Source organism: Lentzea sp. NPDC020367 (assembly GCF_044387305.1).
GTDB lineage: Bacteria > Actinomycetota > Actinomycetes > Mycobacteriales > Pseudonocardiaceae > Lentzea.
In genome coordinates, this window is sequence record NZ_JBIRVV010000010.1 from 105,685 (window position 1) to 122,458 (window position 16,774).

General features: G+C 69.3%; 15 protein-coding genes. 11 read left to right on the forward strand and 4 right to left on the reverse strand.

Annotation, left to right across the window (positions count from 1 at the left end; genetic code table 11):
- Positions 1–81 precede the first annotated feature (81 nt).
- From ACH413_RS34095 to ACH413_RS34105, 3 genes are read left to right on the forward strand one after another with little or no spacing between them, the layout of a single operon-like run.
- A complete protein-coding gene (locus ACH413_RS34095) occupies positions 82–2,223 on the forward strand; it encodes a glycogen debranching N-terminal domain-containing protein (protein ID WP_360044911.1) in 2,142 nt (713 codons plus the stop codon).
- Positions 2,211–3,365, forward strand: a complete 1,155-nt coding sequence (locus ACH413_RS34100; protein ID WP_360044913.1) for a glycosyltransferase family 4 protein — start codon at positions 2,211–2,213, stop codon at positions 3,363–3,365. Before ACH413_RS34095 ends, ACH413_RS34100 begins: the two co-directional genes overlap by 13 nt.
- Positions 3,362–3,793: a DUF1931 family protein gene (locus tag ACH413_RS34105; RefSeq protein WP_360044916.1), complete on the forward strand. Its 432-nt coding sequence runs from the start codon at positions 3,362–3,364 to the stop codon at positions 3,791–3,793. Before ACH413_RS34100 ends, ACH413_RS34105 begins: the two co-directional genes overlap by 4 nt.
- 27 nt (positions 3,794–3,820) lie before the next feature.
- Here ACH413_RS34105 and ACH413_RS34110 read toward each other — a convergent pair whose 3' ends face one another.
- Complete coding sequence (locus ACH413_RS34110; protein WP_360044919.1) at positions 3,821–4,216, reverse strand: pyridoxamine 5'-phosphate oxidase family protein; 396 nt, start codon at positions 4,214–4,216, stop codon at positions 3,821–3,823.
- Positions 4,217–4,484: 268 nt separating this feature from the next.
- On the opposite strand from ACH413_RS34110, the gene ACH413_RS34115 reads away from it, so the two are divergent.
- Genes ACH413_RS34115 through ACH413_RS34125 form a run of 3 tightly spaced genes read left to right on the forward strand, consistent with a single transcriptional unit; the run spans position 4,485 to position 7,552 of the window.
- A complete protein-coding gene (locus ACH413_RS34115) occupies positions 4,485–5,615 on the forward strand; it encodes an acyltransferase family protein (RefSeq protein ID WP_360044922.1) in 1,131 nt (376 codons plus the stop codon).
- Positions 5,616–5,651: 36 nt separating this feature from the next.
- Complete coding sequence (locus ACH413_RS34120) at positions 5,652–6,926, forward strand: sensor histidine kinase (protein ID WP_360044925.1); 1,275 nt, start codon at positions 5,652–5,654, stop codon at positions 6,924–6,926.
- Positions 6,923–7,552 carry a response regulator transcription factor gene (locus ACH413_RS34125; protein WP_360044928.1) on the forward strand — a complete coding sequence of 210 codons (630 nt, stop codon included), beginning with the start codon at positions 6,923–6,925 and terminating at the stop codon, positions 7,550–7,552. Before ACH413_RS34120 ends, ACH413_RS34125 begins: the two co-directional genes overlap by 4 nt.
- 470 nt (positions 7,553–8,022) lie before the next feature.
- On the opposite strand, the gene ACH413_RS34130 is transcribed toward ACH413_RS34125, so the two are convergent.
- On the reverse strand, positions 8,023–8,652 hold the full coding sequence (locus tag ACH413_RS34130) for a TetR/AcrR family transcriptional regulator (protein WP_360044931.1): 630 nt from the start codon (positions 8,650–8,652) through the stop codon (positions 8,023–8,025).
- 121 nt (positions 8,653–8,773) lie between these two features.
- Here ACH413_RS34130 and ACH413_RS34135 point away from each other — a divergent pair, with 121 nt between their 5' ends.
- The 5 genes from ACH413_RS34135 to ACH413_RS34155 all read left to right on the forward strand — a co-directional run bounded on the left by ACH413_RS34135 (position 8,774) and on the right by ACH413_RS34155 (position 14,960).
- The gene (locus ACH413_RS34135) at positions 8,774–9,721 is read left to right on the forward strand and encodes an NADP-dependent oxidoreductase (protein ID WP_360044934.1); all 948 of its coding nucleotides are present in this window, start codon (positions 8,774–8,776) and stop codon (positions 9,719–9,721) included.
- A 112-nt stretch (positions 9,722–9,833) separates the two neighbouring features.
- Positions 9,834–10,760, forward strand: coding sequence for an NmrA family NAD(P)-binding protein (locus ACH413_RS34140; protein WP_360044937.1), 927 nt, complete (start codon positions 9,834–9,836; stop codon positions 10,758–10,760).
- Positions 10,761–11,546: 786 nt separating this feature from the next.
- A complete protein-coding gene (locus tag ACH413_RS34145; RefSeq protein WP_360044940.1) occupies positions 11,547–12,578 on the forward strand; it encodes a putative adhesin in 1,032 nt (343 codons plus the stop codon).
- Between the two features lie 354 nt (positions 12,579–12,932).
- Positions 12,933–14,414, forward strand: a complete 1,482-nt coding sequence (mycP, locus tag ACH413_RS34150; protein WP_360044943.1) for a type VII secretion-associated serine protease mycosin — start codon at positions 12,933–12,935, stop codon at positions 14,412–14,414.
- An 81-nt stretch (positions 14,415–14,495) separates the two neighbouring features.
- Positions 14,496–14,960, forward strand: a complete 465-nt coding sequence (locus tag ACH413_RS34155) for an RDD family protein (protein ID WP_360044946.1) — start codon at positions 14,496–14,498, stop codon at positions 14,958–14,960.
- Here ACH413_RS34155 and ACH413_RS34160 read toward each other — a convergent pair.
- Both ACH413_RS34160 and ACH413_RS34165 read right to left on the reverse strand, forming a co-directional pair.
- A complete protein-coding gene (locus ACH413_RS34160; RefSeq protein WP_360044949.1) occupies positions 14,953–15,597 on the reverse strand; it encodes a response regulator transcription factor in 645 nt (214 codons plus the stop codon). The genes ACH413_RS34155 and ACH413_RS34160 overlap by 8 nt on opposite strands.
- Positions 15,597–16,772 carry a histidine kinase gene (locus ACH413_RS34165; protein WP_360044952.1) on the reverse strand — a complete coding sequence of 392 codons (1,176 nt, stop codon included), beginning with the start codon at positions 16,770–16,772 and terminating at the stop codon, positions 15,597–15,599. The genes ACH413_RS34160 and ACH413_RS34165 overlap by 1 nt, the downstream gene beginning before the upstream one ends.
- Between the last annotated feature and the right edge of the window lie 2 nt (positions 16,773–16,774).

Genomic DNA, 16,774 nt, shown 5'->3' on the forward strand with positions numbered 1-16,774 from the left:
CCGCCGAACCCTTGCCAGCCTGCTGGTGGTACTCACGAGAGGCGGCAGGACGATGACGCTCGATCTCCACGCCGGAACGAGATGACCGGGGGCTGGTCTTTCGACGGCCACCCCGCCGCGCTCTCCGCCGGCACGGTCACCCTGGTCAACGGCACGTCGTTCTGCGTGTGCGGGCACGACGGCGACATCCACGCCGAAGGGGCCCAGGGCACGTTCTTCCTGGACACCCGGATCGTGTCCGGCTGGCGGCTGAGGATCGACGGCGCACCGGCCGAGCCGATCACAGCGGTGCCGGCGGAACCGTTCCGCACGACGTTCCTCGGGCGGGCGCTGCTCGGCCGTCACGGCGAGAGCTCCCTGCTGGTGGAACGCACCCGGTACATCGGCGCGGGCATGCGCGAAGACGTCGTGCTGCGCAACTACGGACCACAGGACGTGTCGGTCACGCTGACCGTGCACGTGCACGCCGACTTCGCGGACCTGTTCGAGGTCAAGGAGGATCGCGTGCGTGCCGACCACCGTCGGCACGGCGCGGAGGCCCGCGACGACGGTCTCACGCTCAGCCGCGGCGGCCGGGGCGTGTGGGTGAGCGCTGATCACGCCGAGTACGACCTGGACCGGCTGACCTTCCACGCGGTGGTGCCCGCGAGGGGTGAGTGGTCGACCCGCGTCACCGCGCGGCCGGTGGTGGACGGCGAGCTGACGCCCGCGATGTTCCCGCTGGACCAGCCGGTCGAGCAGTCGGCGCCCATGACGCGAGCGCGTCAGTGGCACGAAACGGGGCCGGTGCTCCGGGTGTTCGGCGCACCGGCGCTGATGCGCACGCTCCAGCAGAGCAGGGAGGACCTAGGCGCGCTGCGCATCTTCGACCCGGAACGGCCACAGGACACCGTGATCGCGGCCGGTGCACCGTGGTTCATGACCTTGTTCGGGCGCGACTCGATCCTGTCGTCCCTGATGGCGCTGACCATCGACCCGACGCTGGCGCTCGGCACCGCGCAGACGCTCGCGCGCCACCAGGGCACGACCGTGGAACCGAACAGCGAGGAGGAACCCGGCAGGATCCTGCACGAGATCCGGTTCGGTGCGGACTCCTCCCTTGCGCTCGGCGGACGCAACGTCTACTACGGCACCGCGGATGCCACACCGTTGTTCGTGATGCTGCTCGGCGAACTGAGCAGATGGGGCATCGGCGACGACCGGATGGCCGCACTTCTGCCGCACGCCGACCGCGCGCTCGAATGGATCGATCGCTACGGCGACCGCGACGGTGACGGGTTCGTCGAATACCACCGCGCCACCGAGCGCGGCCTGGTGAACCAGGGCTGGAAGGACTCGTGGGACGGCGTGAACTTCGCCGACGGCACGATCGCGCGCAGCCCGATCGCGTTGTGCGAGGTGCAGGGCTACGTGTACGCCGCGTTCCTCGCGCGGGCGGGTCTCGCACGGGTCGCCGGAGACGATTCGGAGTACTGGGAGGATCGGGCCAAGACGCTGAAGGAGAGGTTCAACGAGGCGTTCTGGCTGCCCGAACTCGACCGTTACGCCGTCGCGCTCGACCACGCCAAGCGACCGGTCGACTCGGTCGCCTCCAACATCGGGCACTGCCTGTGGACCGGCATCGTCGACGAGGACAAGGCCGGCCGGATCGCGGAGTCGTTGATGTCGAAGGAGATGTTCACCGGATGGGGTGTGCGCACCCTGTCGTCCGACATGGGCGCGTACAACCCGATGAGCTACCACAACGGATCGGTGTGGCCACACGACTCGACCATCGTCGCGGCAGGACTGATGCGGTACGGGTTCGTCGAGCACGCCCAACGACTCGCGAGCGCGCTGTACGACGCGGCGGAAGCGTTCGGCGGCCGGCTGCCCGAACTGCTGTGCGGCTTCGACTGCACCGAGTTCTCCCGGCCGGTCCCCTATCCGACGTCGTGCTCGCCACAGGCATGGGCTTCGGCAGCGCCCGTGCACCTGCTGCGGGTGTTGCTGCGCCTGGAACCCGACGTGCCGGACAGCAAGGTGTTCCTCGCACCGGCGTTGCCGGAGCACTTCCTGCCGATCGCGGTGGACAACGTGCCGCTGGCCAGCGCGCGGGTGACTGTCGAGGTCGACTCGGAGGTTCGAGTTGCTGGTCTGCCAACGGAAATAGTGCTCTCGAATGAGGTGCCGGATGGTTTCATCGCAAGCGCTGGGGAAACTCGTCCAGAATGGACGAACTGAAAGTCGCGATGGTGGCTCCTCCGTGGTACGAAGTCCCACCGAAGGCCTACGGTGGGATCGAATCCGTGTGCGCGGACCTCGCCGACCAACTGCCAAGACAGGCCGTGCACGTGACGTTGATCGGGGTCGGACGCAACGGCACCGACGCGAAGTTCATATCGCTTTGCGAAGTGCCACAAGAGAACCGCATCGGCCTGAGCATGCCGGAGGTCGGACACGCTGCCGCGATGCCGGACGTGCTCGCCGGTCTCGACGTCGACCTGGTTCACGACCACTCGCTCGCCGGCCCTCTGCTGGCCCGCGGCCGCGCGTTGCCCACTGTGGTCACCGCGCACGGTCCGGTGACCGGTGAGATGGGACGGTACTACCGGGCGCTGGGCCGCAGCGTGCACCTCGTAGCACTGTCCGAAGCGCAACGCGCACACGCACCGGACCTCAACTGGGTGGCCACTGTGCACAACGCCGTGCGCGTGGCGGAGTTCCCGTTCCGGCAGACCAAAGAGGACTTCGCGTTGTTCCTCGGCCGCTCCTCACCCGAGAAGGGCATCCCGGAGGCGATCAGGGTGGCCAGGGCGGCGGGTGTGCGCCTGCTGATCGCGGCGAAATGCCGTGAGCCGGACGAGATCCGCTACTTCGACGAAGTGGTGAAGCCGTTGCTGGGCGACGGCGACGGCGTCGACTGGCTCGGTGAGGCGGACCGCGAGCACAAGCTCACGTTGCTCGCGGCGGCCAGGTGCCTGCTGTTCCCGATCCAGTGGGAGGAGCCGTTCGGCCTGGTGATGGCGGAAGCACTGGCGTGCGGGACGCCGGTGGTCGCTCTGCGCCGCGGTTCCGTGCCCGAAGTGGTGACACACGGCGAGACAGGCTGGGTGTGCGACGACCTGGACGAGCTGGCCGGTGCACTGACCCGGGTCGGCTCGCTCAGTCCCGCGCGGTGCCGGGCGGACGCCGAGGAACGCTTCGACGTCCCGCTGATGGCGCGACGCTACGAGGCGGCGTACCGATCGGTCGTCGAACGAGCTACCTGTACCCGCAGGGTGAAACCGACGACCGATTCTCGTCCCGCGAGCACGTCGAACGGGCAGCGCGCGGCCGCGATGCTCGAAGGACCCCAGATGAGGAGCCAACCGTGCCGGTCATGAACGTAGCCAGGTTCGAGCACTTCTTCCGCACCGCGGCAGGCCTCGACGTCGACAAGGACGACCTCAAGCGCTACAACGACTTCATCGACCAGCAGCTGCGGGACATGTACCTGATGGCCGGCGTCACGGCGAAGACGAACGCACGCGACGTGGTGCAGGCCTACGACTTCCCGATCACCAAGGGCCTGCAGGAACGCGTTCGCGAGTTCGACAAGACCTTCGCCGAGCTCGAGGACGTCCTGGACGCGATGGTGCCACGGCCACCGGACATCACCCTGTCGGACGAAGCCGAGGCCTACGCGCCCCGCATCGCGGGCGGGATCAGCATCGGACTGGCCCGCACCTTCAAGATCATCGAACCCGCCCTGGTCAACCCGCAGACCAAGCACTGGGAGTCGGCCTTCCGCCTGTTCGACCTTCTCCTGTGACCATCTTCGACGCCACCGAAGGACGGGTCAGGTGCGAAGATCCAGCCGGCTGCCACGCAGATGTGTCGGTGCGACACAAGCGTAGACAGCGTTCCCCTCGTGGCTGGGCAACCCAGCTGCTTCAGCTCCGCCACGACGTTGCTGGGAGACCACCTGCGCCCTGCCGTACGCGGTCACCGAGCGTCCCGTCTGTGCACCCTCGACGAAGTCATCGGCCTGGAACGCGACGAAATCGACCCCCGCCGGCAACAACTTGGCTGCGGTGACGTGGTCGAGACTGACCATGACCACCTTGTTGCGCACGACGAACCGCACGAGCTGAGCCACCGGCAAGCCAGCCGAGCTGTACAACAACCGTCCCAGGTTGACGCGCTCCAGCAGGTCCCAGCACTCACCGTTGGTGAGTTCGCACGCAATTGTCACCGCACATCACGCTTTCACTCGTCCGATTCACCGGGACGTTCTGCCCAAGATCCACAAGTGCAGTGAACCATCGTTGCCCGACCCGCACTATCCGCCTTGCGACTCGTGGTTGTCCGTTCCCGGAGCAACGGTGTCGGCTGTGGACGATTCAAGGCCCTCGCACTTCGTCCATCCTCCGATCGAAGGATGGACGGGGTCCACCGCGTTCGCGGTGATCCACGCCCGCGCGGACGATCCGGCGCCTTCTCCCGCTGGGCAGGCTTTCGGCATGGCATCACCCGACGTCGTCCGCACTTCCCGCACGACACGCATCTCCTACATCGACAACCTCCGGGTCTTCCTGACGCTCCTGGTGGTCGCGCATCACTGCGCGGCGCCCTACAGCAGCCTCAACGTCTGGCCCAACCGGCAAGAGCCCGCCACGGCGTCCGCGGCGCTGCCGCTGGACCTGCTGCTCGTGGTCAACCAGACGTTCTTCATGGGCTTCTTCTTCCTGCTGTCCGGGTACTTCGCCCCCGGCACGGCGGACAGGAGGGGACCGCGCGCGTTCGCGGCCGAGCGGGTGAAACGACTCGGGATCCCCTTCCTCGCCTTCATCCTGCTGCTGCGACCGTTCTTCTTCCTCCCGACCTATCTCGGCCTGCCGTCCCCGACGAGACCGTCCTTTGTGGTCTATTACCTCACCACCTGGGAGGTCGGGCCCGCGTGGTTCCTCGAGATCCTGCTGATCTTCTCGCTGGCGTACGCGGTCGTACGGCACCTGCGCGGGAACTCGGAGCCGGTGCGGCCGAAGCCGTTGCGGCGACTGGATCTGCTCGGCTTCACGCTCGTCCTCGGCCTGGTCACCTACGGGTGGCGCATCTTCGTCCCCCTCGGGACCTACGAGCCCGTGCTCGGGCTGCCCAGCCCCGCGTACATGCCGCAGTACGTCCTGCTCTTCGCCGCCGGCGTCCTGGCGTACCGCCACCGGTGGCTCGAGACCCTTCCTCGGCGATCGGGCCGGTTCGGCGTGCTCCTCGTGGTGGGGTCGTTCGTGCCGATGGCTCTGGGCGGTTACCGCGGCTTCGTCTCACCCGACGACCTGGCCGGTCACGACGTCGCCTACCTTGCTCTCGCGGTGTGGGAGTCGCTGTTCGCGGTCGGCGTCGTCCTGGTCCTGCTCCGCGTGTTCCAGCGCTTCGTCGCCGGTGCGTCGCGGTTCCGTGGCTATCTCGCCGACAACGCCTTCGCCGTTTACCTTCTGCACGCGCCGGTCATCGTCGGAACCGTGGAGCTGCTTCGACCGCTCGACGCCGCACCCGTCGTGAAGTTCCTGCTGGCGCTGGTGATCGCCGCGACCGCGAGTTGGGGGATCTCGGGCGCTTTGCGCCGTGTACCCGCCGTGCGGGCAGTGGTCTAGCGCGGCTTTGCCATGGGGCGTGCGACCATTGCCGGGGTGAGCGTCGAGGCCGAGTTGCGCGAGGAGTTCGACCGCTGGGAGCGCAAGGAGTCCGCGGTCTTGAACGTGCTCCCGTACCCGCTGCTGGCGGTGAGCGTCGTGTTCACCCTGTTGCAACCGCTGTGGGACGCACCGGTGCACTTCCCTGCCGTGCTCGGGTTTTCGACCGTGCTCACCGCGTGGGTGGCGTGGTTCCACACGGCCCACCCCGAGTGGCACGACCACAACCGGCTGATGGGCCTGTACTACGCGGGTCTCATGGCGATCACCGCCTGCCTGGTGCTGCTCACGCCCTGGTTCGGCTTCTTCGCCTTCATCGGCTACGTGCACGCCTTCCAGTACCTGAAGGGCCGATGGCGGTACGTCGGCGTGACCGTCACGTCCGCGGTCTCGGCGATCTCGTACGTGGGAGGGGCGGACAGCATCACCGCCGAGGAGTGGTGGAAGTGGCCCGCCGTCAGCGCGGTCACCGCGGTGATCGCCACAGCGGCCTTCTACGCCGACGTGATGTCCGACCACCGCAACCACCGGCAGAAACGGGCGCTGGCCGAACTGCACCGGGCCAACACCGAGCTCGAGACCGCGCTGACGGAGAACGCGGCCCTGCACGTCCAGTTGCTGATGCAGGCCCGCGAGGCCGGCGTGCTCGACGAACGGCAGCGGATGGCACGGGAGATCCACGACACCCTCGCCCAGGGCCTGGCCGGCATCCTGACCCAGCTCCAGGCCGCGGAACAGGCGGACGAACCGGCGGTGTCAGACCGGCACGTGACGAACGCGATGACCCTGGCCAGGGAGAGCCTGACCGAGGCCCGCCGGACCGTGCACGCCGTGGGGCCGTCCGCGCTGGCGTCCGCCCGCCTGCCGGACGCGATCGGCGACGTGGCGAGACGCTGGTCCGAGGTGAACCGGGTCGAGGCGGTGCTGACCACGACCGGCGACGCCCGGCCGATGCACACCGACGTCGAGGTGGCGCTGCTGCGCACCGCGCAGGAGGCTCTCGCCAACGTCGCGAAGCACGCAAGAGCCGGTCGGGTCGCCCTGACCCTGTCGTACATGGAGGACCTGGTGACGCTCGACGTCCTGGACGACGGGATCGGATTCCGGCCCGACGCCCAGCGCTCCGCCTCTGCCGACGGCGGCTTCGGGCTCGACGGCATGCGGCAGCGGGTGCACCGCCTCGCGGGACGGCTCGACGTCGAGTCCGAACCGGACGGAGGCACCGCGATCACGGTGACGCTGCCCGCGATCCCCGCCGGGGGTGAGGCGTGATCACGCTGCTGATCGTCGACGACCACCCGGTGGTGCGGGACGGCCTGCGGGGCATGTTCGGCGCCGATCCTCGCTTCGCGGTGGTCGGCGAAGCCGCTGACGGCGCGGAAGCGGTCGCGGCCGGCGTTCGCCTGCACCCTGACGTCATCCTCATGGACCTGCGGATGCCCGGAACCGACGGGGTCGCCGCCATCCGGGAACTGGCGAAGCGCGGGGTGCCGTCCCGTGTCCTGGTGCTCACCACCTACGACACCGACAGCCACGTGCTGCCGGCGATCGAAGCGGGCGCCACCGGCTACCTGCTCAAGGAGGCGCCGCGGGAGGAACTCGTCCGCGCGGTGGAGGCAGCGGCACGAGGACAGGCGGTCCTCTCCCCCACCGTCGCGACCCGGCTCCTCGGCCAAGTGCGCAAACCGGCTCCGGCACCGCTGTCGCAACGCGAATTGGAGGTGCTCGAACTGATCGCCCAGGGGGCGACCAACCGCGAGGCGGGCAAGCGGCTCTTCATCAGCGAGACGACGGTCAAGACGCACCTGCTGCACGTGTACGCGAAGCTGGGCGTCAACGACCGGGCCGCCGCCGTCGCCGCCGCGTTCTCCCGCGGCTACCTGACACCGCAGGACTGACAGCCGCGCCCACACCTCGCCACGTCGGCGTGCCGCGTGGTCGAGAAGGGGCTCGGTGGCCGCGCGGGCACACTGGCCATAGCCGCGTTCGTTCGCGTACATGGCGCGACTGACGGCGCCGTCGACGATGACAAGGTGCTCGGCGAGCGGTTCAGGGTCATCGATGCCCAGCTCGGCCACGAGACTGGTCACCAGGGTGAGCGTGAGGATCTTCTGCCAGCGGGCCTGAGAATTCACCCGGCCGGCGGGTCGGGGTACTCAGGCGCGGCCTGGATCACGAGCTGTGGTGTGCCAATCGGCCCAGTGACCTGACCTGCACATGAGGCACGGCCAGTTCCTCGCCGTCAACCACGCACCGAACAGCGCGCCGCCGGTAGGCCCCCAAGATCGCATTGACCGCGAGCGATCACGTTACTCACAAGGGAATCCGGACACCGCCCCTGGGCACGGGCACGGCGTGGTGTCAGCGGTTATCGGAGCAAGGGCATGAGGACGCCGTCGACGATCTGTGCGATGTCGTCGTCATTGATCGGGCGGTCGTGGACGGCGCCCCAGTGAACTAGAAGGGCGATGGCGGCGGAGACCGCGATCGGGTGTCCGTCCTGCGGGTGGTCACGGCGGTGTGGCAGGTCGCCGCGCTGTACGGCGTGGTCCAGCACGCCTGCGAGGGCCTGGTGCAGGGACTCGACGTAACGCACTCGGATGAGGCTGCACAGCTCAGGCTCTTGGCGAGCCGTGTCCAGCAGGGCCGAGACCAGGTCGACCCGGGAGTTGTCCTGGCTGCCCGTGGCGCTGGCCAGGGTGGCGAAGAACTCGTCACGGACGCGGCCGTTGCCGATGGTGACCGGCACGACGTCGTCGGTGAGTCCCGCGTGACTGAGGGCCTCCGCGGCGAGTTCCGCGCGCGACGGCCAGCGTCGATACACGGTCGCCTTGCCCACCCCCGCTCGCGCCGCGGCCTTGTCCATGGTCAAGGCCGGGTAACCGCCCTCGGCCAGCAACTCCGTCGCCGCGCGCAGGATCTGGGCGTCCCGGGCGGGGTCGCGAGGCGGCCCGGAGACGCCGGGAGGCCGCCGCAGCTGCGTGCCGGGTGGGGGCATGGGGCTCTCCTCGCGAACTGGGACCGGTTTGTTCTTAGTGTAGCCGCGCTGCTAACGTCGTTGGAACCCGGAACATCTCCGTATCGGGTTGGGTGCACGATGGCGATGGTGAGGTGGCGCTGTGAAGGCCGTGGGTTTCACCGAGTTCGGCGGCCGCGAGGTCATGCGGGTGCTGGAGTTGCCCGAACCGCAGGCGGGACCAGGGCAGGTGCGGATCAAGGTCGCCGCCGCCGCTGTCCACCCGGCCGACGTCAACATCCGCACCGGGCTCTCCGCCGAGTACAGCCCGGAGACGAACCCGCCGTCGGAGGTGTACGTCGTGGGGTGGGAGGTGGCCGGGACGATCGACGAGGTCGGACACGGCGCACGTCCGGAGTTGGCCCTCGGTGCTGAGGTGATCGCGGTCACGGAGCCGAAGCTGGACCGGGGCGGACAGGCGCAGTACGTGGTCGTACCGGCGGAACAGGTGGTCCTCGCGCCGAAGGGGGTCGACCTGACGGCTGCCTCGACCTTGTTGATGGCCGCGCTGACCGCGCAGATGGGCCTGGACGCGCTGGCCTTGGCCCCAGGGGCGACGGTGGCGGTGACCGGTGCCGCCGGTGGGATCGGTGGTTACGCCGTGCAGTTGGCCAAGGCGGCCGGGCTGACGGTCATCGCCGATGCGGCGGACAAGGACAGTGACCTCGTCACGAGCCTGGGCGCCGATCACGTGCTCCCGCGTGGCGACGGATTCGTCGACGGGGTCCGCCGGCTGCGCCCCGACGGGACGGACGGCGTCATCGACGGCGGGTCGGTGGGCGCGGCGATGGCCGCAGCGGTGCGCGACGGTGGCGGCATCGCGACCTTCAAAGGGTTCACCGGCGACACCGACCGCGGTGTGAGCTGGTTCCCCGTCTTCGTCTTCGACCGCATCCGGGACACAGCGGCTCTGACGCGGCTGCGCGACCAGGCCGAGTCCGGTGTCCTCACGCTCCGCGTCGCGGGGACCTACCCGCTGGAACAGGTCACCGAAGCGCACCGGCTCATCGAGGAGGGTGGCGTGCGCGGGCGGTCCGTACTGGTGTTCTGAGGCCCCCAGCGCCCCGGCCACGTCAGTCCTGGCCGGCGTGACGATGCCGCGCGGAGTTCGACAGTCCCATGCCCGGATCTCAGAAACCCGATCAAACGAAAGCAGGCTTGCCATGACAACCGATCACAACGCCAAGGTGCTGGTCACCGGGGCAACCGGAATGCAGGGCGGCGCCGTCGCCCACGCGCTCCTGCGCGCAGGACACCCCGTCACCGCGTTCGTGCGCAACCCCTCCTCGGCCGCCGCCCAGGCCTTGGCCGGACAGGGTGCCGCCCTGGCTACCGGGGACCTGGAGGACATCGCCTCCCTGCAGGCGGCCGGTGTCGGACACGACGCGGTCTTCTCGGTGCAGCTGGCCGGTGTCGACCCGGCCGATCCAGGCGCCGAGGTCCGCCAGGCCGGCAACATCGTCACCGCGGCCCAAGGCGCCGGCATCACTCACATCGTGCACACGTCGGTGTCGGCGACAGGATGGCGCGCCCAGCACCCACAAGTGGAAGTAACGGACCCGGTGATGAAGGAGTACTGGAACCAGAAGGAGGAGGCCGAGGAAGTGATCCGGCGCTCAGGGTTGCCGCACTGGACCATCTTCAAGCCCGCCTGGTACATGGAGAACTTCCTCTCGCCCCGGCGGGAGTACATGTTGCCCGAGCTGCCGCAAGGCAAGCTGGTCACCGCTATGAGCCCGCAGACGGTGCTGGCGCTCATCTGCGCCGACGACTTCGGTGCCGCTGTCGCCTCCGCCGTCGCCGAGCCCGACAGGTTCCACGAAGCCGAAGTGGAGCTCGCCAGCGATGCGCTGACGTACCCGGAGATGGCCGAAGTCCTCTCCCAGATCACCGGCCGCGAGTTCAAGACCGACTTCATCTCCCTGGAGGAGCGAACGCAGCGCTACGGCGCATCCGCGGCGTTCGGCGACGTCTTCAACGACCGTGTCGGCTACCCCGCGCGCCCCCACCACGCCGCCGGCTACAGCCTGACCACGACGACCTTCACGCAGTGGGCAGCGCGGCAGGACTGGCGCACCGTGATCGCCTGAACGCAACTGAACTCGCGCAGCCCTCCAGCCGGCAGCTGGTCATCACCTGACTGAACTCGCCGCGCGCGGGCCGCGCCAACCCCGGCGGCCCCGCGTCGGTGCGGGGCCTCGAGCGCCGCCGACCGGGAGCGCTGTGCGCGCCGAAAACTACGTTCATGCAGCTCAAGCCGCATGGCCATACTCGTGGATGACTCCGCCAAGCCGGTCTTGCCGATCTGACAAGCGCAGCGACCCACGGACCACGATCAGTCTCGATCCCGATCAAACACCTGCTCCGGGCCGGTGCTCGCAGGAGATCTGGACGCCAACACGTCGACCGTGTCGGGGAAGCAAGCGCCCGCTCAGTTCCCCCACTTCCGATTCGTCGAGGTCGCAGGCGCGGGGCACACCCACGTCCACCCCCGAAGGCGCGAAGCTGGTCATGGAATTCATCGCAGCCAACCGGTGAACTTCAACGGACTGGTCGGCGAATCGCTCACGGAGTCCTCGTGGCGGTTTGGGGACTTTCTGCCGACGAGCACGCCGATCGGAAAGACTGCCGCTGAGCTCACGCGGAACGTGCACGACCTGTGGCACGACGAATGCACCCACTCAGTGACTGCGTCGTAAAGCTTCTGACGACGCCGGTGGCCGGGAACTGCTGACCACCGGAGAGAGCATGGTCCACAGTGGACGTCATAGGCGGCACCATCGGGATTTCCGTTGCTCCGCTCGGGTCCATCCGGTTACACGAACCGCGAAGGCAACAAATGATCTCGTAGGGAGATCATTCGAGGGAGGACCGCGATGGTGGGCGTTGTGATCGGGCACGGCTCGCACGAGGGCAAGGAGCGGGTAACGGTGCCGGCCGGGCTGACCTTGCACTTCTTTGCCGACGAGGACACCAGGCTCGCGACGGTGAACGTGCTGGAACTGATCAGGAAGGACCACCACCGCACCCCGATGCACGTCGTGAACGCGGGAACGCCGGTGCCCAACTACAAGTACGAGCCCTACAAGGCGCACGAGCTGCGGGCGATCGCCGAGCTCTACGAGTACGACGCGCCCGCGCTCATCGCCGGGTCGAAGGAGACGCCGGGCACCCTCAAGCTGTGCACGGACCCCGGCGGCTGTCCCGAAACGGGCCCGCACACCTGCGACGGCCTGTTCGGCCGCGCCGCCCGGGAGCAGTGGAAGCTGCTGCTGATCGCGTCCTGCCGCGTCGACACGACGAGGGAGCCGGAGCCCGAGCCGACGCTCGACATCATGACGAAGGACGGCCGGCGGGACCGGCGGGTGCACGACGAACTGGTCGCCTGGGTGCAGAAGTTCGTCGGCACGAGCACGGCCCGGCAGGACGAGATCTGGAACGCGTTGCCCGCGAACGAACGGCTGCGGCTCGCGGCCTCCGACGACGAGGTCTGGGAGTGGGACGAGTGCCGGGCCGCACGCGCCACACCCGGCGCGCTCGCCGGCGCGTCCGACCTGGTCAAGGTGCGGCTGATGCGCGACTACCCGGAGCATCGAGCTGCGGTCCGCGCGGGACTGCGTCCGGAGGGGGACGACGCGACGAAGATCGCCGAGTTCCTGCCCAAGCCGTTCAACGACAGGGCCGACACCTGGGCGGCACTGGAGGTGGAGGACCAGGCCCGCTGGATGCTCAGCGACGGCGTCGTGCACTGGGCCGCCGGGTACAACGCCTTCCAGATGTTCCTCATCGGCATGCCGGACGAGCTGTTGCTGGGGCTGCTGCGCAGGCTCGAACCGCCGTCGCTGGCGGTCGCGACGTCCACCGTCGCACTGAGCGAGCACCTCGCCGAGAACTCCTTGCGAGTCTGAGCACTCCGCGATGAGTTTCCCGCCGGATGCCGTCGTACAGGTTCAGCGAGCTGACCGCGGCGGTACTTCGCAGGTGAGACAACGACTTCACGCATGAACGCGCGGCGCTTACCTTCCAGCGTCCCATATCCGCACTGACGTGCGATTCTCAGCACGCTTTCTCTGACGAGATGCGACGCGAGGTCGTATGCCCGCCATGACGGCGCGGCGCGTAGCCGCCTCGCTCCGCCGAACCGCCTACCTGAAGCCGGTTTCAGGTTGGGGCGCCCCGATTTTTGCGGCTGCAGGCTTTCCGTGGTGGACTTCGGTCATCACCGATCGGGGGGTCGGTGGGTGAGGACCGGGGGGTCACAGGTGAAGGTCGTTACCACGGGGTTCCGCCATGCCACGGCGACGGCGATCACCGCGTTGTTGTTGCTGACGGGAGCGGTTCCAGCGGCTTCCGCGCCACCGCCGTCATCAGGAGACCAGCCGAACTCGGTGCCGCAGGCGCTACCGCCCGGGACCCCGCCGCCGCGGGACACGGGCGGGCCGGACGTGCCGTACACACCCACCGGCAAGGGCTGCGTCGAGTCCGACACCAAGAACGAACTGATCGAGTACATGCCGTGGGGCCAGGTCCACCTGAACCTCCAGCAGGCACACCGGTTCGCGACCGGCAAGGGCGTCAAGATCGCGATCATCGACACCGGTGTCGACCCGCGCAACCCCCGCTTCGGCAACCGGGTCGTGCCCAGCGGTGAGTACGTCAGCGGGAACAGGAACGGCGCGGACGACTGCGACGGCCACGGCACCGAGGTGGCCGGCGTCGCCGCGGCGGCCAGGACCGAGGGCGACTTCGTCGGCGCCGCACCGGAAGCGACGATCCTGGCGATCCGCCAGACCAGCGACCGCTTCGAGTTCAAGGGTGACGCCACCAGGGCCAAGCGGACGTCCGCGGGCAAGGTCTCGACGCTGGCACAGGCCGTCGTGCGCGCCGCGGACCAGGGCGCCGGGGTCGTCAACATCTCCCTGACGAACTGTGGCGCCCCCAAGGACTTGAGCGCGGACGACCAAGCACTGCAGGCCGCGATCCGGTACGCGGTCGACGTCAAGAACACCGTGATCGTGACGGCGGCCGGCAACCTCGACAGCAAGGCCGGCTGTCCGCTGCAGAACAACAACCTGGACCCGGCGATCGTCAACTCGGTCTCGTCGCCCGCGTGGTTCGCCGACGACGTGCTGTCGGTGGCGTCGATGGCGCGCTCCGGTGAGGTGTCGGGCTTCAGCGTCTGGGGCCCGTGGGTCAGCATCGCCGCACCCGGTGAGGAGATCATCTCCGTCGACCCCAAGGGCACCGGCCTGACCAACGCGAACGTGAAAGCCGACGGCGTGGGGAAGATCCAGGGGACGAGTTTCGCCGCCCCGTACGTCGCGGGTATCACCGCGCTGGTGCGCGAGCGGTTCCCGGACCTCAAGGCGCGCCAGGTGATGGACCGGCTCAAGGCCACCGCGCTGCACCCCGGCAACACGTCCGGCAGGGACCACCGGATCGGCTTCGGCATGGTGAACCCGGTGGCCGCCCTGACCGCGGTGCTGCCCTCCGAGTCCCCGGGTTTCTCCAGTCCGCCGCCCAGGGACCTGGTCACGACCGTCACCGCGCCGCCGGACCGCGACTGGCCGCCGATCATCGCGGCCCTGAGCGGCATCAGCATCGGTTTTGGGCTGCTGATGCTGACGTTGCTCGTTCTCAACTCGATCAACCGCAGACGTCGTGCCGAACTCGGAGGACAAGCCGGCCCACGCCGAACCTCGGCCACCCCGAAGACCCGCGGGATGCCACCTTCGCCGACGTGAGTTCGTGCGGGGTCAGCTCTCGCGTCCTGCGGCGTCGGGCGACAATGGACAACCCGACCGGTGCACCGACAAGATGTGCCGGTGGCCCTCGATGCCGAAGCACGGTCGATCGTCCTCCGCCGGTATTCGCAGCACGTCATCGAGTTCGCACTGCTGGTCGTCGCGGCCGTGCTGGGTCTCGTCCCCGGTGTCCTGCTGTCGCTGGGACTCGTCAAGCTCGGCATGCCCGCTGAGCACTTCCCCTACATCGCGGTGAGCTCCATCGCGGTCGTGTCGTTTCTCGGGGTGCTGTGGATCGAGATCTGGTACCCGTACCGGCACGGCGGGTCGACGCCGGCGATGCGGTGGCTGGGCATCCGGATCACGACGCTGCGCGGCGGTGAGCCGTCGTTGCGGGACTACTTCGTGCGGTGGCTGTTGATGGTGGTGGACGGGCTCTTCATGGGCCTGGTCGGCGCGGTGCTGATCGCTGTGACGCCACGCCACCAGCGCCTCGGGGACATGGTCGCGGGGACCGTGGTGGTGCGGCGGCCGGCAGTCACCTGAGCAGGCCGGTGCGCCACGCCCAGATCGCGGTCTCGGTGCGGTTGCGCGCGCCGATCTTCTCCTGGACGTGCGCGAGGTGCGACTTCACCGTCGACAGCGAGATGTGCAGGCGGTCGGCGATCTCGGCGTTGGTCGCACCGCGGCCCACCGCCAGCACCACGTCCAGCTCGCGACCGGTCAGCGGGGTGTGCGGCCGGTCGGTGCCGGCGCCGGCGGTGAAGTGCTGGAGCAGCCGGACCGTGACGGCGGGCGAGACCATCGCCTCGCCCCTGACCGCGGCGTGCACCGCCTCCACCAGCAGCCTCGGCCGGGCGTCCTTGACCAGGAACCCGCACGCTCCGGCGAGCAGCGCCGCGTAGACGTTCTCGTCCACGTCGTAGGTGGTGACCACGAGCACCCGCAACGGGTCCTCGACCCCTGGGCCCGCGAGCAACTCGGTGGCCCGCAGGCCGTCGAGCTTCGGCATCCGGATGTCCATCAACGTCACGTCCGGGCGCAGCTGCCGCGCCAGGCGCACCGCCGACTCCCCGTCCTCGGCCTCGCTGATCACCGTGATGCCCGGCTCGGCGTCCAGGATCAGCCGGAAGCCGGTGCGGACCAGGGTCTGGTCATCCGCGATCAGCACGCGGATCGTCATCAGATCCCCCTCGGCGGCGCGCCGGACTCGCGCGGCAGTCTCGCCGTGACCCGCCAGCCGTTCTCACCGTGCGGGCCCGCGGTCACCGTTCCGCCCAACGCGGCCATCCGTTCCGTCATGCCGATGATGCCGTGCCCGCCTTCCGCCGGTTCGCCGCCCGGTACGCCGTCGTTGTCGATCTCCACCACGAGCTCGTCCTCGTCGGACCTGGCCGTGACGCGCACGTCCACGGCCCTTGCGTGCCGGCGCGCGTTGGTCAGCGCTTCCAGCAGAACCCGGTGCAGCGCAACGGACACCTGCGCCGGGAGCAGCAGGCCGTCGAGGTCGCCGGCCACTCGCACGGACGCGTGCTCCCCCACCGCGGCTCGCACCACGTCGCCGAGCACGAGGCTCGGGGACGGCAGTGGTTCGTCGCTGCGCAGCACGCCGACGAGGCCGCGGGTCGCCGTCAACGCCTCGGCCGCCGCCTGTTCGATCTCGTCGTAGACGTCGAGCGGGTTCTGGTGCGGTGCCGCCGGGTTCTCGGCGAGTGCCTGCGCCGCACGGGTCCGCACGACGATCCCGGTGACGTGGTGGGTCACCAGGTCGTGCAGGTCGCGGGCGAGCTGGAGGCGGTCCTCGGTGCGGATCCGCTCCAGCTCGCGGCGGTGCCGGGCGTCGGCGTCGCGGAGGATCAGGCCCAGCGCGACCGCCGCGCCCCACGCCAGCGCGGCGGCCACGGGGAACAGCGCGGCCGGGAAGCCGAGTCCGTACCGGGCGATCGGCGCGAGCACGACGGCGGTGCAGGCGGCGACGGCGAGCACGGCCGCCCGGACGGGAGGCAGCCTGCGGCATCCCGCTCCCGCCAGCAGCAGCACGGCCAGCACCTCCGTCACCGGTGGCTGCTCGGGAACCCGAGCGATGAGACCACCCGCGGCCGTGCCGAGCAGGGAGAGCGCAATGGCCGCGCCGCCGAGCAGCTCGATCCGGTGTGGGAACCTGCGGCGCAACACCGCGAGGACCGCCGTCGCCTCCCCCGCGTACGGCACCACCATGGTGAGCAACGGCCCGAGCACTCCCCGCGGCGTGTCCCCGCCGGTCGCCAGCACCGCGTCCACCACGACCGCCACCACCAGGACGGTGACCTCCGCGACGAACACGCCGCGCCGTGCCGGAGCTCCCCCTGCGGCGATCATGC

Bases quoted from the DNA above. Each gene is read 5' to 3' on its own strand.
- ACH413_RS34095 (WP_360044911.1), top strand. From the start codon at position 82: ATGACCGGGGGCTGGTCTTTCGACGGCCACCCCGCCGCGCTCTCCGCC.
- ACH413_RS34100 (WP_360044913.1), top strand. From the start codon at position 2,211: ATGGACGAACTGAAAGTCGCGATGGTGGCTCCTCCGTGGTACGAAGTC.
- ACH413_RS34105 (WP_360044916.1), top strand. From the start codon at position 3,362: ATGAACGTAGCCAGGTTCGAGCACTTCTTCCGCACCGCGGCAGGCCTC.
- ACH413_RS34115 (WP_360044922.1), top strand. From the start codon at position 4,485: ATGGCATCACCCGACGTCGTCCGCACTTCCCGCACGACACGCATCTCC.
- ACH413_RS34130 (WP_360044931.1), bottom strand. From the start codon at position 8,652: ATGCCCCCACCCGGCACGCAGCTGCGGCGGCCTCCCGGCGTCTCCGGG.
- ACH413_RS34140 (WP_360044937.1), top strand. From the start codon at position 9,834: ATGACAACCGATCACAACGCCAAGGTGCTGGTCACCGGGGCAACCGGA.
- ACH413_RS34145 (WP_360044940.1), top strand. From the start codon at position 11,547: ATGGTGGGCGTTGTGATCGGGCACGGCTCGCACGAGGGCAAGGAGCGG.
- ACH413_RS34160 (WP_360044949.1), bottom strand. From the start codon at position 15,597: ATGACGATCCGCGTGCTGATCGCGGATGACCAGACCCTGGTCCGCACC.
- ACH413_RS34165 (WP_360044952.1), bottom strand. From the start codon at position 16,772: ATGATCGCCGCAGGGGGAGCTCCGGCACGGCGCGGCGTGTTCGTCGCG.